The 20,973-nt window shown below is 54.2% G+C and carries 22 protein-coding genes, 1 pseudogene and 1 other annotated feature; of the genes and pseudogenes, 12 read left to right on the plus strand and 11 right to left on the minus strand.

Annotation, left to right across the window (positions count from 1 at the left end; all coding sequences use genetic code 11):
• Window positions 1–11 precede the first annotated feature (11 nt).
• The 7 genes and pseudogenes from pheS to AC3Y5R_RS12965 form a co-directional block, all read right to left on the minus strand.
• Window positions 12–995, minus strand: a complete 984-nt coding sequence (gene pheS / locus AC3Y5R_RS12935) for a phenylalanine--tRNA ligase subunit alpha (RefSeq protein WP_489921674.1) — start codon at window positions 993–995, stop codon at window positions 12–14.
• A 78-nt stretch (window positions 996–1,073) separates the two neighbouring features.
• Window positions 1,074–1,198 (minus strand) — a sequence feature (Phe leader region).
• Window positions 1,148–1,189: pseudogene (gene pheM, locus AC3Y5R_RS12940) on the minus strand (pheST operon leader peptide PheM). It overlaps the preceding feature by 42 nt.
• Before the next feature lie 125 nt (window positions 1,199–1,323).
• Window positions 1,324–1,680, minus strand: coding sequence for a 50S ribosomal protein L20 (gene rplT, locus AC3Y5R_RS12945; RefSeq protein WP_016169860.1), 357 nt, complete (start codon window positions 1,678–1,680; stop codon window positions 1,324–1,326).
• Between the two features lie 39 nt (window positions 1,681–1,719).
• Complete coding sequence (gene rpmI, locus AC3Y5R_RS12950; protein ID WP_004157374.1) at window positions 1,720–1,917, minus strand: 50S ribosomal protein L35; 198 nt, start codon at window positions 1,915–1,917, stop codon at window positions 1,720–1,722.
• A gap of 97 nt (window positions 1,918–2,014) precedes the next feature.
• Window positions 2,015–2,566, minus strand: coding sequence for a translation initiation factor IF-3 (gene infC / locus AC3Y5R_RS12955; protein WP_158785302.1), 552 nt, complete (start codon window positions 2,564–2,566; stop codon window positions 2,015–2,017).
• A gap of 3 nt (window positions 2,567–2,569) precedes the next feature.
• Window positions 2,570–4,498, minus strand: a complete 1,929-nt coding sequence (thrS, locus tag AC3Y5R_RS12960; protein WP_489921675.1) for a threonine--tRNA ligase — start codon at window positions 4,496–4,498, stop codon at window positions 2,570–2,572.
• A 274-nt stretch (window positions 4,499–4,772) separates the two neighbouring features.
• Window positions 4,773–5,528 (minus strand): DUF481 domain-containing protein, encoded by a 756-nt coding sequence (locus AC3Y5R_RS12965; RefSeq protein ID WP_158782909.1) that lies wholly within the window; start codon window positions 5,526–5,528, stop codon window positions 4,773–4,775.
• A 366-nt stretch (window positions 5,529–5,894) separates the two neighbouring features.
• Between AC3Y5R_RS12965 and ghoS the strand changes: the two genes are divergently transcribed.
• Both ghoS and AC3Y5R_RS12975 read left to right on the plus strand, forming a co-directional pair.
• Complete coding sequence (gene ghoS / locus AC3Y5R_RS12970; RefSeq protein ID WP_489921676.1) at window positions 5,895–6,188, plus strand: type V toxin-antitoxin system endoribonuclease antitoxin GhoS; 294 nt, start codon at window positions 5,895–5,897, stop codon at window positions 6,186–6,188.
• Between the two features lie 107 nt (window positions 6,189–6,295).
• On the plus strand, window positions 6,296–7,189 hold the full coding sequence (locus AC3Y5R_RS12975) for a fructosamine kinase family protein (RefSeq protein ID WP_489921677.1): 894 nt from the start codon (window positions 6,296–6,298) through the stop codon (window positions 7,187–7,189).
• 20 nt (window positions 7,190–7,209) lie between these two features.
• On the opposite strand, the gene AC3Y5R_RS12980 is transcribed toward AC3Y5R_RS12975, so the two are convergent.
• Window positions 7,210–7,749, minus strand: a complete 540-nt coding sequence (locus AC3Y5R_RS12980; protein ID WP_489921678.1) for a YniB family protein — start codon at window positions 7,747–7,749, stop codon at window positions 7,210–7,212.
• A gap of 170 nt (window positions 7,750–7,919) precedes the next feature.
• Between AC3Y5R_RS12980 and hxpB the strand changes: the two genes are divergently transcribed.
• From hxpB to AC3Y5R_RS13005, 5 genes are all read left to right on the plus strand, one after another.
• Window positions 7,920–8,591 carry a hexitol phosphatase HxpB gene (gene hxpB / locus AC3Y5R_RS12985; protein WP_489921679.1) on the plus strand — a complete coding sequence of 224 codons (672 nt, stop codon included), beginning with the start codon at window positions 7,920–7,922 and terminating at the stop codon, window positions 8,589–8,591.
• A gap of 149 nt (window positions 8,592–8,740) precedes the next feature.
• A complete protein-coding gene (locus tag AC3Y5R_RS12990) occupies window positions 8,741–9,331 on the plus strand; it encodes a metal-dependent hydrolase (protein ID WP_489921680.1) in 591 nt (196 codons plus the stop codon).
• A gap of 163 nt (window positions 9,332–9,494) precedes the next feature.
• Window positions 9,495–10,892: an L-cystine transporter gene (locus tag AC3Y5R_RS12995; protein WP_489921681.1), complete on the plus strand. Its 1,398-nt coding sequence runs from the start codon at window positions 9,495–9,497 to the stop codon at window positions 10,890–10,892.
• Window positions 10,893–10,994: 102 nt separating this feature from the next.
• Complete coding sequence (gene katE, locus AC3Y5R_RS13000) at window positions 10,995–13,259, plus strand: catalase HPII (protein ID WP_489921682.1); 2,265 nt, start codon at window positions 10,995–10,997, stop codon at window positions 13,257–13,259.
• Between the two features lie 157 nt (window positions 13,260–13,416).
• A complete protein-coding gene (locus AC3Y5R_RS13005; RefSeq protein WP_489921683.1) occupies window positions 13,417–13,800 on the plus strand; it encodes a DUF6515 family protein in 384 nt (127 codons plus the stop codon).
• A gap of 60 nt (window positions 13,801–13,860) precedes the next feature.
• Here the strand turns inward: AC3Y5R_RS13005 and osmE are convergent, their stop codons facing one another.
• On the minus strand, window positions 13,861–14,196 hold the full coding sequence (gene osmE, locus AC3Y5R_RS13010; protein WP_158782900.1) for an osmotically-inducible lipoprotein OsmE: 336 nt from the start codon (window positions 14,194–14,196) through the stop codon (window positions 13,861–13,863).
• A gap of 201 nt (window positions 14,197–14,397) precedes the next feature.
• Here osmE and AC3Y5R_RS13015 point away from each other — a divergent pair, with 201 nt between their 5' ends.
• The 5 genes from AC3Y5R_RS13015 to cho all read left to right on the plus strand — a co-directional run bounded on the left by AC3Y5R_RS13015 (window position 14,398) and on the right by cho (window position 18,992).
• The gene (locus AC3Y5R_RS13015; protein WP_489921684.1) at window positions 14,398–14,979 is read left to right on the plus strand and encodes a TetR/AcrR family transcriptional regulator; all 582 of its coding nucleotides are present in this window, start codon (window positions 14,398–14,400) and stop codon (window positions 14,977–14,979) included.
• Complete coding sequence (locus tag AC3Y5R_RS13020; protein WP_489921685.1) at window positions 14,976–16,169, plus strand: multidrug effflux MFS transporter; 1,194 nt, start codon at window positions 14,976–14,978, stop codon at window positions 16,167–16,169. Before AC3Y5R_RS13015 ends, AC3Y5R_RS13020 begins: the two co-directional genes overlap by 4 nt.
• Window positions 16,170–16,291: 122 nt before the next feature.
• The gene (gene nadE, locus AC3Y5R_RS13025; RefSeq protein ID WP_489921686.1) at window positions 16,292–17,119 is read left to right on the plus strand and encodes an NAD(+) synthase; all 828 of its coding nucleotides are present in this window, start codon (window positions 16,292–16,294) and stop codon (window positions 17,117–17,119) included.
• A 59-nt stretch (window positions 17,120–17,178) separates the two neighbouring features.
• Complete coding sequence (gene yddG, locus AC3Y5R_RS13030; RefSeq protein ID WP_489921687.1) at window positions 17,179–18,063, plus strand: aromatic amino acid DMT transporter YddG; 885 nt, start codon at window positions 17,179–17,181, stop codon at window positions 18,061–18,063.
• 65 nt (window positions 18,064–18,128) lie between these two features.
• Window positions 18,129–18,992 (plus strand): excinuclease Cho, encoded by an 864-nt coding sequence (cho, locus tag AC3Y5R_RS13035; RefSeq protein WP_489921688.1) that lies wholly within the window; start codon window positions 18,129–18,131, stop codon window positions 18,990–18,992.
• A gap of 90 nt (window positions 18,993–19,082) precedes the next feature.
• Here the strand turns inward: cho and spy are convergent, their stop codons facing one another.
• Both spy and astE read right to left on the minus strand, forming a co-directional pair.
• Window positions 19,083–19,574, minus strand: a complete 492-nt coding sequence (gene spy / locus AC3Y5R_RS13040) for an ATP-independent periplasmic protein-refolding chaperone Spy (RefSeq protein WP_489921689.1) — start codon at window positions 19,572–19,574, stop codon at window positions 19,083–19,085.
• Window positions 19,575–19,945: 371 nt separating this feature from the next.
• Window positions 19,946–20,944, minus strand: a complete 999-nt coding sequence (gene astE / locus AC3Y5R_RS13045) for a succinylglutamate desuccinylase (protein ID WP_489921690.1) — start codon at window positions 20,942–20,944, stop codon at window positions 19,946–19,948.
• Window positions 20,945–20,973: the final 29 nt, after the last annotated feature.

Genomic DNA, 20,973 nt, shown 5'->3' on the forward strand with positions numbered 1-20,973 from the left:
GTTACCCGCCCTTATTTAAACTGTTTGAGGAAACGTAAATCATTTTCGAAGAAGGCGCGCAGATCGGTCACGCCATAGCGCAACATGGTCAGACGCTCCATGCCCATGCCGAAGGCAAAGCCGGAGTACACTTCCGGATCGATGCCAACATTGCGCAGCACGTTCGGGTGCACCATGCCGCAGCCCAGCACTTCCAGCCACTTGCCGTTTTTACCCATCACATCCACTTCGGCGGACGGTTCGGTGAACGGGAAGTAGGAGGGACGAAAACGAACCTGCAGATCCTCTTCAAAGAAGTTATTCAGGAAATCGTGCAGCGTGCCCTTCAGGTTGGTAAAGCTGATGTTCTTATCAACGATTAGCCCTTCCATCTGATGGAACATTGGGGTGTGGGTCTGATCGTAGTCATTACGGTAGACGCGGCCAGGCGCGATAATCCGGATTGGCGGCTGCTGGTTTTTCATCGTGCGGATCTGCACACCGGAGGTCTGAGTACGCAGCAGACGGGTGGCATCGAACCAGAAAGTATCGTGGTCGGCACGTGCCGGATGGTGACCCGGAATATTCAGCGCATCAAAGTTATGGTAGTCATCTTCAATCTCCGGGCCGGTCGCCACGGCAAAGCCCAGCTCACCAAAGAAAGTTTCGATACGATCGATAGTACGGGTGACCGGATGCAGGCCACCGTTCTCGATACGACGGCCGGGCAGCGAGACATCAATGGTCTCTTCCGCCAGGCGAGCGTTGAGGGCGGCGGATTCCAGGTCGTTCTTGCGCTCGTTCAGCGCTTCCTGCACCTGCTGCTTCGCTTCATTGATCACCGCACCAGCCGCCGGACGGTCTTCCGCAGGCAGTTCACGCAGCGTGGTCATCTGCAAAGTCAGATGGCCTTTCTTTCCGAGATATTCAACGCGCACCGTGTCTAACGCGGCAACATCGTGTGCATCAATAATGGCCGCTTTCGCGTTCGCCACCAGTTCTGCGAGATGTGACATGCTTTCCTCTTCTTCCAGCCGACGTGGCCGGTCTGTTTTATTATGGGGACGATTTCGCCCTGGATCTGACACGCATAAAACAAAAAAGCCTCCACCAGGGAGGCTTTCAGCGCGATTTTTCGTTTCTTTTCTTAGCGCAAGCCTCCCGGTGTTCAGGTGCTAAAGTAAAAAAAGAAACGAAAAATCGCGTTCATGCAGGCATTACCTTAAGGCTGACGTGAAATTCATTATCTGTCGTGCCTGTTTTAACGGTCGGGGACAGAAATGTCAATGTTTTGCAATAGTTACAAAAAATAAAAGAGGGAGCAAGCTCCCTCTTTTACCTGACTTACGCCAGAGCCGATTTCGCTTTTTCGACCAGGGCAGTGAATGCCACTTTGTCGAATACAGCGATGTCAGCCAGGATCTTACGGTCAATTTCAATCGAAGCCTTTTTCAGGCCATTGATGAAACGGCTGTAAGAAATACCGTTAGTGCGTGCCGCTGCGTTGATACGCGCGATCCACAGCTGACGGAACTGACGCTTACGCTGACGACGGTCACGGTAAGCATACTGACCAGCTTTGATAACAGCCTGGAAGGCAACGCGGTATACACGTGAACGTGCACCGTAATAGCCTTTAGCTTGTTTTAAGATTTTTTTGTGACGTGCGCGAGCAACTACACCACGTTTTACACGAGCCATTTAGCTCTCCTGTTTAATATTCTGTTTAAAAAAAATGACTTATGCGTACGGCAGGCAGGCAATAACCAGACCCAGATCGCCTTTGGACACCATGCCTTTCGGGCGCAGGTGACGCTTACGCTTAGTAGATTTTTTGGTCAGAATATGACGCAGGTTCGCGTGTTTACGCTTGAAGCCGCCAGAGGCAGTCTTCTTGAAGCGCTTGGCCGCGCCACGTACAGTTTTAATCTTTGGCATTTAAAAACATCCACTTCGCATTGTTAATAAAATGAATCAGACAGGCGAATAAAAAACACTGCGACCGGAGCCGCAGCGGTTCTTATTACTTTATGGCCTACTGTTTCTTCTTCGGAGCGAGCACCATGATCATCTGACGACCTTCGATCTTCGAAGGGAAGGATTCGACAACCGCCAGATCCATGTCTTCACACAGATCTTTACGGACGCGGTTAAGCACTTCCATACCGATCTGCTGGTGCGCCATTTCACGACCGCGGAACCGCAGCGTGATTTTAGCTTTATCACCCTCTTCCAGAAAGCGAACCAGGTTGCGTAGTTTTACCTGGTAGTCGCCATCATCGGTACCAGGACGGAATTTAATTTCCTTAACCTGGATAACTTTTTGCTTTTTCTTCTGTTCTTTAGAAGATTTGCTTTTCTCATAGAGGAACTTGCCGTAATCCATGATACGGCAAACGGGCGGCTCGGCGTTAGGGCTGATTTCAACTAAATCAACGCCTGCTTCCTCAGCTTTTTCCAAAGCCTCATTCAGACTGACAATACCAATCTGCTCGCCATCGACGCCAGTCAGTCGTACTTCTGTGGCGCGGATTTCTCTGTTAATGCGATTAGGACGCGCCGGTTGAACTCGTTTTCCGCCTTTAATACCTTATTCCTCCAATTGATGAAGATTGCGACTGCGTATTTCATCCTGCAGTTTCGCGATCACTTCGTTTACGTCCATGCTGCCCAGGTCTTTACCACGGCGGGTGCGAACGGCAACTTTGCCTGCTTCCACCTCTTTATCACCACAGACCAACATATAAGGGACACGACGTAAAGTGTGCTCGCGGATTTTAAAGCCAATCTTCTCGTTTCTCAAGTCCGCTTTTACACGAATGCCCGCATTCTGAAGTTTTCGGGTCAATTCTGCAACATATTCGGACTGGCCATCGGTGATATTCATCACCACAACTTGTACCGGAGCAAGCCAGGTTGGGAAGAAACCGGCGTACTCTTCGGTAAGAATACCGATAAAGCGCTCTACTGACCCCAGGATCGCGCGGTGAATCATTACCGGCACCTGACGCTCATTATTTTCTCCAATATACGAAGCACTCAGGCGACCCGGCAGAGAGAAGTCGAGCTGCACGGTGCCACACTGCCATGCGCGATCCAGGCAGTCATGCAGGGTAAATTCAATTTTCGGCCCGTAGAAAGCGCCCTCACCCGGCTGATAGTCAAACGGGATGTCGTTCTCTTTCAGCGCGGCAGCCAGATCGGCCTCGGCACGGTCCCACATCTCATCGGTACCGATACGCTTAGCCGGACGGGTAGACAGTTTCACCACGATTTTTTCAAAACCGAAGGTGCTGTACATGTCATAAACCATACGGATACAGCTGTTCACTTCAGCGCGCACCTGCTCTTCTGTACAGAAGATGTGGGCGTCATCCTGGGTGAAGCCACGCACGCGCATCAGGCCATGCAGCGCACCTGACGGTTCGTTACGGTGGCAGCTACCAAACTCGGCCATGCGCAGTGGCAGGTCGCGGTATGATTTTAGCCCCTGATTGAAAATCTGCACGTGTCCGGGGCAGTTCATTGGCTTGATGCAATATTCACGGTTCTCCGAAGAGGTGGTGAACATGGCTTCTTTATAGTTTTCCCAGTGGCCGGTTTTTTCCCACAGCACACGGTCCATCATTAATGGACCCTTCACTTCCTGATAGTCATACTCAGTCAGTTTGCTGCGGACAAACACTTCCAGCTCGCGGAAAATTGTCCAGCCGTCGTTGTGCCAGAACACCATACCCGGCGCTTCTTCCTGCATATGATACAGGTCAAGCTGCTTACCGATTTTACGGTGATCGCGCCTGGCTGCTTCTTCCAGACGCAGCAGGTAAGCCGCCAGCTGTTTTTTATCAGCCCAGGCTGTACCGTAAATACGCTGCAACATTTTATTGTTGCTGTCGCCACGCCAGTAAGCACCAGAAATTTTCTGCAGCTTGAAATGGTGGCAGAAGCGCATGTTCGGCACGTGCGGTCCACGGCACATATCGACATATTCTTCGTGATGATACAGGCCAGGACGGTCGTCATGGCTGATGTTTTCATCAAGAATGGTCATCTTGTAAGTTTCGCCACGGGCGGCAAACGCATCACGCGCTTCCTGCCAGCTGACTTTCTTCTTGATAACGTCATAATTCGTTTCGGCCAGCTGGTGCATCCGTTTTTCCAGCTGCTCGATGTCTTCCTGCGTCAGGGTACGGTCGATGTCCACGTCATAGTAGAAGCCGTTATCAATAACCGGACCGATCGCCATTTTTGTATCTGGCCACAGCTGTTTGATCGCATGACCCAACAGGTGAGCACAAGAGTGGCGAATGATTTCCAGACCTGCTTCGTCTTTGGCGGTGATGATGGCAACATTAGCATCGGAGGTGATCGGATCAACCGCATCCACCAGCTCGCCATTAACGCGGCCTGCAATACAGGCTTTTGCCAGCCCCGGACCAATGTCCTGAGCAATATCCATCACGCTGACTGCGTGGTCGAAAGTACGCTGACTTCCGTCAGGAAGAGTAATTACCGGCATGTTACATCCTTAGTTGCAGTGGTAACCCACACGAAAGGTTACATACAAAATTGGGTTTTATTTTATACGTCAGGCCATTGGTACTTGAAACCCACTCACAGTTGTCGGTTTGGTACCAGGCCAGGTACACATCATCAGAGATCAGCCAGGGCCTAAAAAATCCTGAAGGACAAACATCTTACACGCTACAGACGGTACGTCAAAGAATGAACAGGGAGAGTTTTTGAATGGAGCGCAGAAAACAGGCCGGAGGATCCCGGCCCGTCAAGCAGTCTTACATCGCGTAAGAGAGCTGAATAGTCGTTTTGGTGTCGGTCCGGTCGGGCGCAGAGGACGGCGGATTCTGGTTCCAGGTGACGTTATAAGCCAGCTTCAGCGCAAAGTGATTGTTAATAGCAACCTGCAGACCGGTTTCGGAGTTCACCGTGGTGTCATCGCTGCCCAACACTGACACACCCTGAATGAACTTAGTGGTATCGGTCAGTTGCCACTGATAGCTCAGCGCACCATAAGCCAGAGCAGTGGTGTCATGTCCACCGTCGTGGTAATCGTCGTAACGTACGCCAGGACCCGCTTCCACACGCAGTGAATGCACCGGGCCGTTAAGGATCTGACGACCGTAACCAGCGGCCAGGAAGGTACGTCCATCATAACCGTTAAAACGATCGCTCAGCCAGCTGGTCTGACCAAACAGGTAGTCAGCCGTGTTGAGGTTATAACGGGAACGGGCACCGAGCTGATAAGTTTCCGAAGAACGTTCGTCATTGGACGAGGTGTTGCTGGCGTTACCCCACAAGCTGTAGGCGGTCGAAGGCTGATACCAGGTCATATTGGTATTGGCCGTCAGTGAAGAACTGGTGGTATTCCCGGTTTGTGCCAGATAACCGGCAGCGGCATTACCTTCAAAATTTTTCTTCGCCGTGGAGGGATCATCCATGACCGTAAAGACGTTGTTATCCGCCAGTGCCTGATGGCAGATTGCGCCACCGGAGAGTAAAAGTACGACAGACAGCTTGTTAAGCGCTTTCATTAATTGTGACCCGTACGACAGTTTAAATGAGTGAGTCTGAAGAGTTTTAGAGGACTCGCAACGCATTTTACGGTAAGAATCGTAACATTTTGTTAAATCGCTCTAATTGCCAGGCGTCCTGCCATTATGCCCCCTCTTAATGAGAGCATTCCCATTAAAGACGCGCATTATAAAGGTTAATAGCGAGATTTGCAGTGGGCTGTAAATAAGAAAGCTCCCGAGAGCTGCCCTGATACGTTTCAAAACATGTCTGAACGTCTCATGGTGTTAATTACCGATGTAAAAATGGCGTTAATGACATTTTACCCATGGCAATGCCCTTTCATGGACTATGCTGAAAAGTCAAGATTAACAATGAGGTGAATTATGAGTACCGCAGGCGTGACGCAATATGTGGTGACCTTCCGCTATCAGGAAGAGGGACTGAGCGATATTCTGGAGCTGAACAGTGCGCTGACCGCAGGAGGATTTCTGACTGCGTTAAGCGATAAAGAGGGACATCCCCACGAGTTAGGAACCAATAGTTTTGGCATCGTCAGCGCACAGGAAAAAGAGAAAATACGCGAGCAGGCCGAAAGTATAGGAGAAATGGTTCTGGGCGTAAAACCGGAAGTTGAAGTGCAAAGCTGGGATGAGTTTAAGCAGGAAACCAAAAACTAAGTTTATGTAAATGATGCGCAACCCTGTACGCAACCCCTGATTTTAAGTATTCTTTAAGCGGTAGTATCACCCTGTCCTGCAAGACACAGCGAAAAGAGGAAACCCCTATGTGGTCAGCCATTGGTCGTCTGTTGAGTGAGCAGTTAGGTGTAGCTGAAATCAGTCAGCGTACCGAGTTACCGGGCGGCGATGTCCACCCTGCATGGCGGATCCGCTACGGCGACCGCGAAGTGTTCGTGAAATGCAACAACCGCGAAATGCTGGACCTGTTTACCTGGGAAGCCGATCAGTTACAGTTGCTGGCCCGCAGCGAAACGGTTCGCGTGCCTGAGGTGTATGGCGTGGGCAGCGACCGCGAGGTCAGCTTTCTGCTGCTGGAATATATTCCGCTGCAACCTCTCGATCCACAAAGCGCTTTTCAGCTCGGTGAGCAACTGGCGCGCCTTCATCAGTGGAGCGAACAGCCGCAGTTCGGCCTCGATTATGATAACAACATCACTACTTCCCCCCAGCCCAACAGCTGGCTCCGTCGCTGGTCGGTCTTTTTTGCCGAGCAACGCATTGGCTGGCAGCTGCAACTGGCTGCGGAGAAAGGCATCCAGTATGGCGACATTGAGCTGATCACCCGCTGCGCTCAGGATGTTCTTGGCTCCCACCATCCTCAACCTTCTCTACTGCATGGCGATCTCTGGCCGGCTAACTGCGGTGCCAGCGCCAACGGGCCGTGGATTTTCGACCCGGCCTGTTACTGGGGAGATCGGGAATGTGACCTGGCGATGCTGGGCTGGTTTGCAGAGCTGCCAAAAGAGATTTTTGAAGGCTATGAGTCGGTCTGGCCACTGCCCGCCGATTATCTGCTGCGCCAGCCGGTTTACCAGCTCTACTATCTGCTGAACCGGGCTAACGTGTTTGGCGGTCACTGGCTGGGAGAAGCCCAGCGGGCGGTGGGTGCCCTGCTGGACGAAGATGAGCTGGGCAAACAGCATGCCCGCCCGGCCTGAGTGCGTCTCATGCCGCAGATTCAGTAGATAAAGCCTAACAGCTTAAGCATGAAGTAGCCCGCCACGGCAATCACTATCGGCAGGATATAGAGCGGGAAGAACTGCAGGAAAATAGTGTGACGTGGCACCACAATTTTCTCTTCCAGCTGCTGGCGGCTGCGCCCTTCTGTTTCCCTGGCATTCTCAAGGATCATCTGATCCTCAATCCCTTCCTTAATATGGCGTGACTGACGCCACATTCTGGCCCCCGAAGCCTGCAACGCCAGACCCACGAAGATCAGCACGTAGATAATCCAGAAAGAGACGTTTCCGCCATGATTAAAGTCCGGCACCGGCGAATTGTTCCAGAATGAGTTCAGGAAGCCGGTGTTAAAACGGACCATATCAATCATAACGTGGGAGAAATCCTGCATCACAGCATTGATCCCTTCCCGCTTCTCGCGGCTTTTTTCCAGGAATCCCATCAGCGAAATCAGTGTTGAAATCAGCGCCGGAATAAAAATAATCCAGCCAGCGACCCGCTTGAGTATCGCGACCCGTCCAGCCTGTTGATAAGTCATGCTTTCTCAATCCTTATAGTGTGAAGCTGTAAGTTTACCCGCAGGGTGAAAAATGTGCCTGAAAAAAGTGACCCTGTCGCCATAAATGGCGCTTTAACCATGTAAATCTCCGGATGTTGTCGGCGAAAGCTTCATGCTAAGGTGTGTGCAAATTTTAACGGAGCCGAATTATGTCTTACTCACGCCCTGTGCTGGCTGCAATTTTTGATATGGATGGTTTACTGATTGATTCCGAACCGCTGTGGGAACGTGCTGAGATGGATATTTTTGGTACGCTGGATATCGATCTCTCCAGGCGCAGCGAGCTGCCTGATACGCTCGGCCTGCGCATCGATCAGGTGGTCCGCATGTGGTATGAAACGCTGCCGTGGAGTGGCCCGGACCAGCAGGAAGTCACCCGGCGAATCATTGCCCGTTCCCTGAATCTGGTTGAGGAAACCCGTCCTTTATTACCGGGCGTCGAACAGGCACTGCGCCTGTGTAAAGCCGAGGGACTGAAAATCGGTCTTGCCTCTGCTTCTCCCTTGCATATGCTCGAACGAGTGCTGGAGATGTTCGACCTGCGCGGCTACTTTGAAGTGCTGGTTTCCGCTGAAGCGCTGCCTTACAGCAAGCCTCATCCGCAAGTTTACCTGGATGCTGCCGCACGACTGGGCGTTGACCCGTTGAACTGCGTGACGCTGGAAGACTCCTTTAATGGCATGATTGCCACCAAAGCAGCGCGTATGCGATCTATTGTGGTGCCAGCCGCTGAACTCGCTGCAGACCCGCGCTGGGCGCTGGCCGACGTGCAACTTTCCTCGCTGAATGACCTGACATCAGCCGCCCTGCACGACAAATAACCTCTCTGCGGGCAGAATATAAGCTGTCCGCCATTTCGTTCGACAGCCTGCGCTAACTATTTATCTTTCGTTACAGCGTCACATATTTATTCCACTGTATATATCCCCTATACTGGATGAATCGACAGTTCTGCAGCCAGGTGTTTTCCATGACGGCCGAAGGCCACGTTATTTTTGCCATTGCCAGTGCAATTTTTGCCAAACGGGCCGAACTGACGCCCGAGCTGACCAGTGGTGACTGGTGGCATATTGTGCCTGCGGCCCTGCTGACCTGCCTGCTGCCAGATATCGATCACCCCAAATCCACCCTCGGCCAGCGCCTGAAATGGCTGTCACAACCCATCGCCCGGGCCTTTGGTCACCGTGGCTTTACCCACAGTCTGCTGGCGGTGATCGGCGGAGTGGTGCTGTTCCAGCTTAAAATTCCCTCTGAATGGGTGATCCCCGCCGATGCTTTTCAGGGCCTGGTGCTGGGCTACCTCAGCCATATCGCGGCCGATATGCTGACCCCGGCTGGCGTTCCCCTGTTGTGGCCATGCCGGTGGCGCTTCCGCCTGCCGCTGCTTCACAGCCAGAAAGGTAACCAGCTGGAACGGGTGTTATGCCTGGCACTGGTCGGCTATGCCATGTGGTTCCCGCAGGGAATGCCTCCATTCGGTGCCAGCGGCTGGCCTGCACAGATGGTTAATTCGGTACAAAACAGCATGAATCGCTTTATAAATCACCAAATAGCGCATTAAATAGGCCATTAAAACCAAATAGTTATAACCCATTCTTTTTGGATATATAGCTGCACTTCACTCAACTGATACCATTCGCACATTGGTGCACTTGTTGCGCGCTGAAAATTATCTGTCATTTTACGGGGTGAGGACAAACCCCGTCACCACTGGAGATCTGGGGATGAACCTTCCATTAATAGCTAACGTGGCGGCTTTTATCGTCCTGTTGGCGATCCTTGCTAAAACCGGCAGTGTCAGCTGGAGCCTGTCTAAACGTGTTCTGGTCGGTCTGGTGATCGGCGTTCTGTTCGGGCTGAGCCTGCATGCCATCTTCGGTTCCGACAGCGCGGTGCTGAAAGAATCCATCTCGTGGTTCAATATCGTCGGCAACGGCTACGTCCAACTGCTGCAGATGATTGTGATGCCGCTGGTGTTCGTCTCAATCCTCAGCGCCGTGGCTCGTCTGCATAACGCCTCATCGCTGGGAAAAATCAGCGTGCTGACCATTAGCGTACTGCTGTTTACCACGGCCATTGCCGCGCTGGTTGGTGTATTCGTCACCTGGCTGTTTGGCCTGAATGCTAACGGTCTGGTGCAGGGTGCGCAGGAAACGGCCCGCCTGGCCGCACTTCAGTCAAACTACGTCGGCAAAGTAGCCGACCTGACCACGTCACAGCTGCTGCTGTCGTTTGTACCGAAGAACCCGTTTGCTGACCTGACCGGTGCCAGCCCGACTTCTATTATCAGCGTGGTGATTTTTGCCGCCTTCCTGGGCGTTGCTGCCGTGCACCTGCTGAGGGATGACAAACCAAAAGGGGAACGGGTGCTGGCTGCCATTGATGTGCTGCAGGCATGGATAATGAAACTGGTTCGCCTGATCATGAAGCTGACGCCGTACGGCGTGCTGGCGCTGATGACCAAAGTGGTGGCCAGCTCCAACGTGAATGACATCATCAAGCTCGGTGGCTTTGTAGTGGCTTCGTATCTGGGCCTGGCGATGATGTTTGCCGTGCACGCCCTGCTGCTGTCGGTCAACGGCGTGAACCCTAAGCGCTTCTTCCAGAAAGTGTGGCCGGTGATCACTTTTGCCTTCACCAGCCGCTCCAGTGCCGCGACCATCCCGCTGAGCGTTGAGGCACAGACCCGTCGTCTCGGCATCCCGGAATCCATCGCCAGCTTTTCGGCTTCCTTCGGTGCCACCATCGGTCAGAACGGTTGTGCCGGTCTCTATCCGACCATGCTGGCGGTGATGGTTGCGCCAACCGTGGGTATTAACCCCTTTGACCCAATGTGGATTGCCACGCTGGTGGGGATTGTCACGCTGAGCTCTGCCGGTGTGGCCGGTGTGGGCGGCGGTGCGACCTTCGCTGCGCTGATAGTCCTGCCGACCATGGGCCTGCCGGTCACGCTGGTGGCGCTGCTGATCTCGATTGAACCGCTGATCGACATGGGCCGTACCGCGCTGAACGTTAACGGTTCGATGACCGCCGGTACGCTGACCAGCCAGTGGCTGAAGCAGACCGATAAGTCGCTGATGAACAGCGAAGTGGAAAATGACGTGGAGTTAGCGCACCGCTAACTGACTCGCGACTTTTCCCTGAGGGCTGACCTGGTGCCAGCCTTTTTTTTTATTGTTCTATAGTTACTGATGTCTGTAACGACAATAACAGGAGCCGTGAGCATGTCGAAAGAAACTGATAACAAGGAAATAAGCCATAACGCCCCATTAACCGGACCAGACTCGGCAAAGCCGGGCATGGATTCTCTGGCACCAGCAGATGGATCGCACAAACCTGCGGCGGAGCCAACGCCGCCCGGCAAACAGCCAACTGCGCCTGGCAGCCTGAAAGCTCCCGATACCCGCAACGCCAAAATTGACGCGCTGGGAACGTTCCGCAAAGGCAGTGAAAATTTCCCCCTGACTACTAATCAGGGCACACGCATTGCCGACGATCAGAATTCACTGAGAGCCGGTACCCGTGGGCCGACGCTGCTGGAAGATTTTATCCTGCGCGAAAAAATCACCCATTTCGACCATGAACGAATCCCTGAGCGTATCGTCCACGCACGTGGATCCGCCGCACACGGCTACTTCCAGCCGTACCGCGATATGAGTGACGTCACCAAAGCTGACTTCCTGCGCGATCCCGGGCAACTGACGCCAGTTTTTGTGCGTTTCTCCACCGTGCAGGGTGGCGCTGGCTCGGCCGATACCGTGCGTGATATCCGTGGCTGGGCGACCAAGTTCTACACCGAAGAAGGTGTGTTTGACCTGGTGGGCAACAACACTCCGGTGTTCTTCATTCAGGATGCGCATAAATTCCCGGACTTTGTTCATGCGGTTAAACCTGAACCGCACAATGAAATCCCTCAGGGACAGAGCGCGCACGACACTTTCTGGGATTACGTCTCCCTGCAGCCGGAAACGCTGCACAACGTAATTTGGGCGATGTCCGACCGCGGTATTCCCCGCAGCTACCGCACTATGGAAGGCTTTGGCATCCACACCTTCCGCTTTATCAATGCTGAAGGCAAAGCCACCTTTGTGCGCTTTCACTGGAAGCCCGTTGCCGGAAAAGCTTCCCTGCTCTGGGACGAGGCGCAAAAACTCACCGGCCGCGATCCTGACTTCCACCGTCGTGACCTGTGGGAAGCGATTGAAGCCGGAGACTTCCCGGAGTATGAACTGGGCGTGCAGCTGATCCCGGAAGAGGACGAATTCAAATTCGACTTCGATTTGCTGGATGCCACCAAGCTGATCCCGGAAGAGCTGGTCCCGGTCGAGCTGATCGGCAAAATGGTGCTGAACCGCAACCCGGACAACTTCTTTGCTGAAACTGAACAGGTTGCTTTCCATCCCGGCCATATCGTGCCCGGCATGGATTTCACTAACGATCCGCTACTGCAGGGCCGGTTATTCTCCTATACCGATACGCAGATCAGCCGACTGGGCGGGCCGAACTTCCATGAAATCCCGATCAACCGGCCTGTCTGCCCGTATCACAACTTCCAGCGCCAGGGGATGCACCGGATGGACATTGATACCAATCCGGCCAACTACGAGCCAAATTCCATCAATGATAACTGGCCGCGCGAAACGCCACCGTCTCCCCATCGTGGTGGTTTTGAAAGCTATCAGGAGCGAATCGAAGGTCATAAGGTGCGCGATCGCAGCCCGTCGTTCGGTGAGTATTATTCCCAGCCGCGCCTGTTCTGGAACAGCCAGACGCCGGTAGAACAGCAGCACATTGTGGATGCGTTCTCCTTTGAGTTGAGCAAGGTCGCCCGCGCCTATATCCGCGAGCGCGTGGTGGATCATCTGCTGCATATTGACGTATCCCTGGCTAATGGCGTGGCGGAAAATTTGGGTATTGCCCTCTCCGACGAGAAGATGCATATCGCGCCACCGAAAGATGTGAATGGCCTGAAGAAAGATGCCAGCCTGAGTCTGTATGCCGTGCCGAGTGGCTCGATTAAAGGCCGCCAGGTGGCGCTGCTGGTCAGCGATGGCGTGGTGGCGACTGACGTTCTGGCCATCCTGCAGGAGCTTAAGGCACAGGGCGTGCATGCCAAACTGCTGGCTCCCCATATGGGCCAGGTTCGTGCCGATGACGGATCGCACCTGCCGATCGATGCCACCTTCAGCGGCCTGCCGTCGCTGACCTTTGATGCGGTTATCGTGCCTGATGGCAATATTGATGCCCTGCTGCTCAGCGGCGATGCCCGTTACTTCCTGCTTGAGGCCTACAAACACCTGAAGGTGATTGGCCTGAGTGGCGATGCCCGCCGTTTCAAATCCCAGTTCGGGTTAGGTGACAGCGAGCAGGAAGAAGGCATTGTGGAAGACAGTAAGGCGGAGGGCGTACTGATGAGCGAGTTCCTCGCATCAATGACCGCACATCGCATCTGGTCCCGCAGCCAGAAAGCGCTAAGCGTACCTGCTTAAGTTTTTGTCTGTAATAAGCCGGATCTGAGAGGGATAGTGCAGTCTGGGTTAAGAAATCGTTAAGCACTGTAAGCAACGGACAACAGGGGGCTTTTGCCCCTTGTGTTTTGACCGGCCCGGAGTAATGTTAGCCTCAGTCAGAACCAGGAGAAACTGTATGAAAAAGGTGATAAGCACTCTGTTCGCCTTAACGTTGTTATCACCCGCGCTGGTTTCCGCCCATCCAGGTGGCTGGGGGCCAGGGCCGGGACCAGGTTGGGGACATGGATGGGACCACAGTCCGGGACGGCTCTCTTTCCTGCCGGATGCGGCGGCGGCGGTGATTATCGGCGGCCTGACCTATTACGCGCTGAACGGGAACTACTATCAGCGCCAGAACGACAATACTTATGTTGTGGTTCAGCCATCGCTAGAGCGCGTCAGCGGTGACATGCGCGCGCTGGACTACAACGGCGAGCGATTCTACGTACAGGACGGCCACTACTACCGTCGTGACATTGACGGCCGCTATCTCGAAGTGCCGCGCCCGCCAGGGCTGTAGATGAGCATAAAAAAACGGTCACCTGGGTGACCGTTTTTCTTTAAGCACTGCAATGAAAAATTACTGTGCGGCCTGTGGATCGGTATCGTACTCTTTACAGCTCTGGAAGCCGTAGTTCATCACACGGCCGGTATCACCATAGCTTACGAAGTAAGTCTGCTGTTTACCATCACGCTCTCCCAGAACGTAGGTCTGGCAGGTTCCGCGGGCGTGGACCATGGTAATTTCAGTAGAAGGTGGGCCAGCGATATCACGAACCTGCTGGCGGGTCATGCCCTTTTTCACATCCTGTACAACCGGTTTAGTCACGTAGCTTTCCGCGCGATCATAGGCTGTACAGCCGGATAAAACGGCCAGAGCCACAGCAGCACCAATAAATCCTGTTATCTTCTTCATGATTTTTTTCCTCATTTATTTTCCATATCTGCATAAGCCTGGAACATAAAGGTAGATTAATCAACTTTATGGCAGAGAAAAACTCCTTACGCGTTCCCCTGAGGCATGCTTATAATGGCTCTTATGAGAATGAACGTTCGCTCTCAGTCCGGAAACCCACACGGCTCCCCGGCGATGAGCAGCCTGCAGAATGAGGTAAGTATGAATACGTCAGGTGAAGCCCGGGATGCCCGCCATCGTCAGCGGAAAGATGAGATCATTGCCGCTGGCCGTCGCTGTTTTCGCCAGCACGGCTTTCACGGAGCCAGCATGGCACAGCTGGCAGCGGAAGCTCGCCTCAGCGTCGGTCAGATTTACCGCTATTTCACCAGTAAAAACGCGATTATCGAAGAGATGGTCAAGCGCATCATCGACACCCGGCTGGTCCATATGGAAGAGACCGCCGCCGTCAGCCTGCCAAAAATGCTGGCCTGGCGACACGCGCTGAATGAAGACGATGAAGCGCTGATGATGGAAGTGGCCGCAGAAGCCACCCGCAATCCGATCGTTGCGGCAATGATGATTGAAGCGGATAACCGGATGTTCACCCATGCCTGCCTGAATGTTAAACGAGACCATCCGCAATTCAGCGATGAGCATATCCGCGCCTGCGTGGAAATCCTTGCTGTGCTGACGGAAGGCACATCATGGCGACGCCTGACGCCACAGAAAGCGTCAGCGAAGCGCCTGTACTCCTTATATCAACAGTTCAACGATCTGCTTTTTAAGACAGAGGAAAAATGACACCTGCACATCCCAATCGCCTTGGCTACGCCATCACGCTCGGCCTGCTGGCCGCTCTCGGGCCGCTCTGCATCGATCTCTATCTTCCGGCTCTGCCTTCACTGGCGAAAGAGCTGGATGCCCCCACCGCCACTGCGCAGCTCAGCCTGACGGCCGGGCTGGTGGGTCTGGGTTTTGGGCAGTTAATTTTCGGGCCAATGAGTGACAAATATGGCCGTATCCGCCCGCTGCTGATTTCACTGGTGCTGCTGCTGATCGCTTCAGTGGGTTGTGCGCTGGCTCAAAATATCAATCAGTTACTGCTGGCCCGCCTTTTTGAAGGTCTGTCCGGCGCTGGCGGTGCGGTCCTGTCACGCGCCATTGCCCGCGATATGTACAGCGGCCACGATTTAACCCGCTTCTTCGCGTTACTGATGCTGGTGAACGGCCTGGCACCGATTGCTGCACCGGTTATGGGCGGCGCTTTAATGGCCCTGCTCAGCTGGCGTGGCTTATTTATGGTGATCGCTGCCATTGCCGTGCTGCTGTTTATTCTGACAAAAGTGAAGCTGCATGAGACGCTGCCTGCGGAACGTCGCAGCCAGGGCACTATTTTCTCCGCCTGGGCCGCGCTGGGCCAGGTGATCAAACACCGGCCGTTTATGGGCTTCTGCCTGACCCAGGGTTTTATGATGTCAGGGATGTTCGCCTACATCGGCGCGTCGCCGTTTGTGCTGCAACAAATCTATGGCCTTTCGCCACAGGCTTTCAGTTTCTGCTTCGCGGCCAATGGCCTCGGTCTGATTCTTGCATCACAAACCAGTGCGCGTCTCAGCCCGGTCTGGGGTGAATATCGCGTGCTGAGAGGCGCGCTGACTATGGCTTTTGTCTCTTCCGCCAGCCTGCTGATCACCGGGCTGAGCGGCGCGGCGCTGCCGTTTGTGCTGGTGGCGCTGTTCTTCAGCGTAGCCAGTAACGGTGCGGTCGGCGTGGCAGCGGCCTCGCTGGCGATGCAAAGCCAGGGCCATCGTGCAGGCAGCGCCTCAGCGGTGCTGGGGGTGACCATGTTTACGCTGGGCGGTATTTCGGTTCCGGTTACCGGCATTGGCGGCACCTCGGTGCTGACCATGACCGCCACCATCTTCGGCTGCTATATGCTGGCAATTGTGATGTTCACTTTGCTGGCGCAAAAACCGAAAACGTCTGATTAATCAGCAAAAGGCGTGCAAACAACCGGATTGAATCTTGTTGTTTCGCGCCTGGCGAGTTAGTTTTAATGCAAATGTTTTCGTCACTGCCCTGCCGGGCAGGCACTGACTCTGAGGAGAGGTAAATGGCTCTGCAACAGGAAATTATCGACGCGCTGGGCGTCAAACCCACCATTGACGTGAAGCAGGAAGTTCGCACCAGCGTTGAGTTTCTGAAGTCCTACCTGAAAACGTATCCGTTTATCAAAACGCTGGTACTCGGCCTGAGCGGCGGCCAGGATTCCACCCTGACCGCCAAACTGAGCCAGACCGCCATCAGCGAACTGCGCGAGGAAACCGGCGACCAGAGCCTGCAATTTATCGCCGTACGCCTGCCGTATGGCGTACAGGCCGATGAGCAGGACTGCCAGGATGCGATTGATTTTATCAAGCCGGACCGCGTGCTGACCGTCAACATCAAAGAGGCCGTCCTGGCCAGTGAGAAGGCTCTGCGCGATGCGGGCATCAGCCTGTCGGATTATATTCGCGGCAATGAAAAAGCCCGTGAACGTATGAAGGCGCAGTACAGCATCGCCGGGATGACCTCTGGCGTGGTGGTAGGCACCGACCACGCAGCCGAGGCGGTGACCGGTTTCTTCACCAAGTATGGCGATGGTGGCACCGATATCAACCCGATCTTCCGCCTGAACAAAGGCCAGGGGAAAAAACTGCTGAAAGAACTGGGCTGCCCTGAGCATCTCTATCTCAAGCATCCTACCGCCGATCTGGAAGATGACCGTCCGGGCCTGCAGGATGAAGTGGCGCTGGGAGTGACTTACGAGATGATCGATCGCTACCTCGAAGGCCAGACCATTGATGCCGCAGCCGCCAAAATTATTGAGGGCTGGTATCTGAAAACGGAGCACAAGCGCCGTCCGCCGATTACCGTTTTCGACAATTTCTGGAAAAAATAACCCCACAAAGTATCAACGGGCGCTGTTGCAGGCGCCCTTTTTTTTGTCAGAGGGAACTCATGGCACTGACACCGCAACGCGCAACGCTGACTGGGCTCTGCGCCATCGTTTTATGGAGCACCACCGTCGGGTTAATCCGCAGCATTTCTGAATCTCTCGGTGCTACCGGCGGCGCGGCGTTGATTTACAGTGCCAGCGCGGTGTTCCTCTGCCTCGCCCGAGGATTGCCGACCTGGCGCAATCTTCCTGCCCGCTATCTGTGGCTGGGCGGCCTGCTGTTTGTCAGCTATGAAATCTGCCTTGCTGTGTCGATCGGGCTGGCCCATAACCGTCCACAGGCGCTTGAGCTGGGGATGATCAATTATCTGTGGCCGAGCCTGACCATCGTTTTCGCCATCCCCCTTAATCGTCAGCACTTTCGCTGGTTGCTGTGGCCGGGCCTGGCGCTGGCGCTGGGCGGGATCGTCTGGGTGCTTAAGGGCGACAGCGTTTGGACGCCACTGCTGCTGTGGCACAACATTATGGATAATCCACTGGCCTATGGCCTGGCGTTTTTTGCCGCTTTCGCCTGGGCACTGTACAACAACGTCACCCGCCGGTACGCAGAAGGCCAGAGCGGCGTCATGCTGTTTTTTGTGATCACCGCCCTCGTCCTGTGGGCAAAATTCTTTATTGCCGGCCAGCCACAGCCGATGCAGTTCAGCATCGGCGTGGTGCTGGAAGCGCTGTTTATGGCGGCCTCAACGGCAATCGCCTACTCCGCGTGGAACACCGGCATTCAGCACGGTAATATGACGCTGCTGGCAACGGCTTCTTACTTTACGCCGGTCTTCTCCGCGCTGCTGGCTTCCCTCTGGCTACAGCTCACGCCGTCATTCAGCTTCTGGCAGGGCGTGGCGATGGTGACGGCAGGCTCGCTGATTTGCTGGCGGGCCACGCGCTGACTGGTTCTTTTTTCTCTACTGCGCGCCTGCTACACTGTACAAGTAACCAGTAATCGGAGTGCAATGTGGTAAGACGTACAGCAAGCCACCGCCTGGAGTTTGAACCGGCGGCGATTTATCAGTATCCCGAGCATCTGCGCCCTTCGCTCGAAGGGCTGCCTTCCCTGCCCGGCGTCTATATTTTTCACGGCGAAAGCGACACTATGCCGCTGTATATCGGCAAGAGTGTGAATATTCGCAGCCGGGTGATGTCCCACTTTCGCACCGCTGACGAAGCCAGAATGCTGCGTCAGGCTCGTCACGTCTCCTTTATTACCACCGCCGGAGAGCTGGGCGCACTGCTGCTGGAAGCACAGATGATCAAAAACCAGCAGCCGCTGTTTAATAAGCGCCTGCGCAAAAACCGCCAGCTGTGCTCGTTGCACATCAGCGGGATGAAGCCCGCCGTGGTCTATGCCAAAGAGGTGGATTTCTCCCATACGCTCAATCTGTTTGGCCTCTATTCCAGCCGCCGCTCGGCGCTGGAAACACTGCAAAAAATCGCCGATGAGCAGAGTCTCTGCCTGGGATTGCTGGGGCTGGAGAATCTCAGCAAGGACCGTGCATGCTTCAGGTCCAGCCTCGGCCGCTGTGCTGGTGCCTGCTGTGGCCGGGAGTCGGTGGAGGAACATCACCAGCGTTTGCTGGCGGCGCTGGAAAAAGTCCGCGTACAGTGCTGGCCGTGGGAAGGTGCAGTGGGCGTGGTGGAGGAAGGTGCGTTGCAGACGCAAATCCACATCATTAATAACTGGTTCTATCTGGGCTCAGTGACCGATATCGCCTCAGCCAGCGATCTGACCTCAACGCCGCAGGGCTTTGACAGTGATGGTTACAAGATCCTCTGCCGCCCGGTGATCAGTGGTAAATTCCCCATCATCCCGCTCTCCTGAGCGGCAAAATAAAACCGCCGGCGCTGTCCACGGCATCATGGCCATTGTGAACAACGTCGGCGGTCTCAATTTAGTCTGGCAGCGAAGCGATTAACCTTCTGCAGGGGCCATTTTACCTTCATGACGCGGCTTTTCAGTCAGACGTTTCTCAAAGTTCTGATTGAACCGTTTCTTCTGCTCAGGCGTCAGCACGTTATACATTTTATTCTGCGTTTCCATCATTTTAAGCGCACGATCCTTACCGTTCGCCGCCATCTGGCTGGCCTGCGCTTCGGCTTTCGCCTGGTCGAAGGAGTCAGAAGCAATAATACTGTGCATGGTACGGCGCTCTTCCAGTGAAGGACGTTTCATATCCTTGTGTGCATCTTTCATGATGGTATGCATTTGCTGTTTCTGCGCGTCGGTCAGATTCAGACCTTTAAACATTTCGTGTTGCGGACCATGGTGACGCGGTGGCTTATGCATCATTGGTTTGTCTGCACCGGCCGGTGCTGGGGTGATGTTATCAGCCGCAGCGTGAACGATATTCGCAGCGCCCATAGCCAGAGTCATAGCAACAACAAGAGAAGTGAATTTACGCATAATAGTGTCCTTATCTTTCAGTTCAATGGCGACGCTATGTCGCGATGTCGGAAACAAGTTTATTGTACTGAACGTCAATTACTCAGAGGGTTGGTAAAACCCTGAAAGCATAAAAGACAAAAACGCGCCAATCATGGAGAGAATGCGAAGATTATGGTGAGGAATTGCAAAAAAATATGAATTTAAAGCGGTTAATGCAGAGATTGTGGAGAAGTGTAATACAAGTGACAGTATTGGGAAAGGATAAAGTAAGTGCAAAACAGGCTTTCGCCTGGCGGTGAAATAACCATAACGGGTAACGCCAGGCAAAGTACGTTTAAAATAACTACGGCCGGGAAATAACCTTTACGCCGTTGGACTGCCGGACGACATTAACCTGCGCCGGTTGCCTCATTATGGGCATTATCTTCCACCAGCATCAACCCTGCCCGCTGGCCCGGTGCCACATTGGGGTTGGGGAACATCACATATTCCCTCGCCTGCTGCACGAAGTATCGCTTTTCGCCATCTTCAGCCAGCAGCGTGCCTTGCGGAAACGCGGTGAAGTTAAGCGTGTCATTACTCATATGCAGCACAAAGGCTCCTGAGAGGCGGGTGATCTGCTGTGAGACACGATAGCGTACCGGTTCTTCAGCATATTGAGGAAGTGCATCACCGGACAGAATCGCCGCCAGCGCATCCCTGGCCGCCGCAAACTGGCTCAGATCGTTGCGGCCGAAGGGTAAAGCTTTGCCCAGTTCCAGCGTGCAGCTGGCGGCGTTGAAAAGCTGAGAGCTGTAGTGCGTGAAAGTGCCGCCCGGTGCGCGATGAAACACCAGCGCTTCCATACCGGCCGCCGCCAGCCAGTGCAAAAAATCTTCCGGCCACGGCGTTTCTCGCAACGGCATCACGCCAAAGCGGGTATGCCAGGAGCCACGAATGGCAGTGTGTAAATCCAGATGCCAGCGAACTTCATCGCTGCTACCCGCCTGCCAGAAGGTCTCCATGGCCTGTTCCAGCCGCCAGGCCCGGCGGGCTTCCGGCGAGTCCTCATACTGCTGCCAGCGGCCGCCAAACAGCCGGTTAACGTCGCAGCGCAGGTAGCGTTTGTTTTCTCTAAGAGCCATTGGGTTGCCGAGGATCACCAGCAGCCGGGGCAGCAATGGGCGCTCACCGGCTAACAGCTGACTGACAAGTTCATTGAGTATTTCTACCGGAGCGGTTTCATTGCCGTGAACTCCGGCAGAAATAACCAGCGCCAGCGATGACGCATTGACCGGGGTCAGTTCGAGGATCCCGTCATCCAGCCACTGCCAGCTCAGTTGGTCGTTGCGGCCTGAAAACTTTGCGGGTGGCTCTCCAGAGAGGGTTTGTTTCAGTAAATCCTGCATGCATTCTCCTTATTATGAATTTCGGCTCC

The organism is Erwinia sp. 009765445 (genome assembly GCF_058137865.1).

Excerpts from the sequence above, each read along its gene's own strand:
- pheS (WP_489921674.1), bottom strand. The coding sequence starts at position 995 with ATGTCACATCTCGCAGAACTGGTGGCGAACGCGAAAGCGGCCATTATT.
- rplT (WP_016169860.1), bottom strand. The coding sequence starts at position 1,680 with ATGGCTCGTGTAAAACGTGGTGTAGTTGCTCGCGCACGTCACAAAAAA.
- rpmI (WP_004157374.1), bottom strand. The coding sequence starts at position 1,917 with ATGCCAAAGATTAAAACTGTACGTGGCGCGGCCAAGCGCTTCAAGAAG.
- thrS (WP_489921675.1), bottom strand. The coding sequence starts at position 4,498 with ATGCCGGTAATTACTCTTCCTGACGGAAGTCAGCGTACTTTCGACCAC.
- AC3Y5R_RS12965 (WP_158782909.1), bottom strand. The coding sequence starts at position 5,528 with ATGAAAGCGCTTAACAAGCTGTCTGTCGTACTTTTACTCTCCGGTGGC.
- ghoS (WP_489921676.1), top strand. The coding sequence starts at position 5,895 with ATGAGTACCGCAGGCGTGACGCAATATGTGGTGACCTTCCGCTATCAG.
- AC3Y5R_RS12975 (WP_489921677.1), top strand. The coding sequence starts at position 6,296 with ATGTGGTCAGCCATTGGTCGTCTGTTGAGTGAGCAGTTAGGTGTAGCT.
- AC3Y5R_RS12980 (WP_489921678.1), bottom strand. The coding sequence starts at position 7,749 with ATGACTTATCAACAGGCTGGACGGGTCGCGATACTCAAGCGGGTCGCT.
- hxpB (WP_489921679.1), top strand. The coding sequence starts at position 7,920 with ATGTCTTACTCACGCCCTGTGCTGGCTGCAATTTTTGATATGGATGGT.
- AC3Y5R_RS12990 (WP_489921680.1), top strand. The coding sequence starts at position 8,741 with ATGACGGCCGAAGGCCACGTTATTTTTGCCATTGCCAGTGCAATTTTT.
- AC3Y5R_RS12995 (WP_489921681.1), top strand. The coding sequence starts at position 9,495 with ATGAACCTTCCATTAATAGCTAACGTGGCGGCTTTTATCGTCCTGTTG.
- katE (WP_489921682.1), top strand. The coding sequence starts at position 10,995 with ATGTCGAAAGAAACTGATAACAAGGAAATAAGCCATAACGCCCCATTA.
- AC3Y5R_RS13005 (WP_489921683.1), top strand. The coding sequence starts at position 13,417 with ATGAAAAAGGTGATAAGCACTCTGTTCGCCTTAACGTTGTTATCACCC.
- osmE (WP_158782900.1), bottom strand. The coding sequence starts at position 14,196 with ATGAAGAAGATAACAGGATTTATTGGTGCTGCTGTGGCTCTGGCCGTT.
- AC3Y5R_RS13015 (WP_489921684.1), top strand. The coding sequence starts at position 14,398 with ATGAATACGTCAGGTGAAGCCCGGGATGCCCGCCATCGTCAGCGGAAA.
- AC3Y5R_RS13020 (WP_489921685.1), top strand. The coding sequence starts at position 14,976 with ATGACACCTGCACATCCCAATCGCCTTGGCTACGCCATCACGCTCGGC.
- nadE (WP_489921686.1), top strand. The coding sequence starts at position 16,292 with ATGGCTCTGCAACAGGAAATTATCGACGCGCTGGGCGTCAAACCCACC.
- yddG (WP_489921687.1), top strand. The coding sequence starts at position 17,179 with ATGGCACTGACACCGCAACGCGCAACGCTGACTGGGCTCTGCGCCATC.
- spy (WP_489921689.1), bottom strand. The coding sequence starts at position 19,574 with ATGCGTAAATTCACTTCTCTTGTTGTTGCTATGACTCTGGCTATGGGC.
- astE (WP_489921690.1), bottom strand. The coding sequence starts at position 20,944 with ATGCAGGATTTACTGAAACAAACCCTCTCTGGAGAGCCACCCGCAAAG.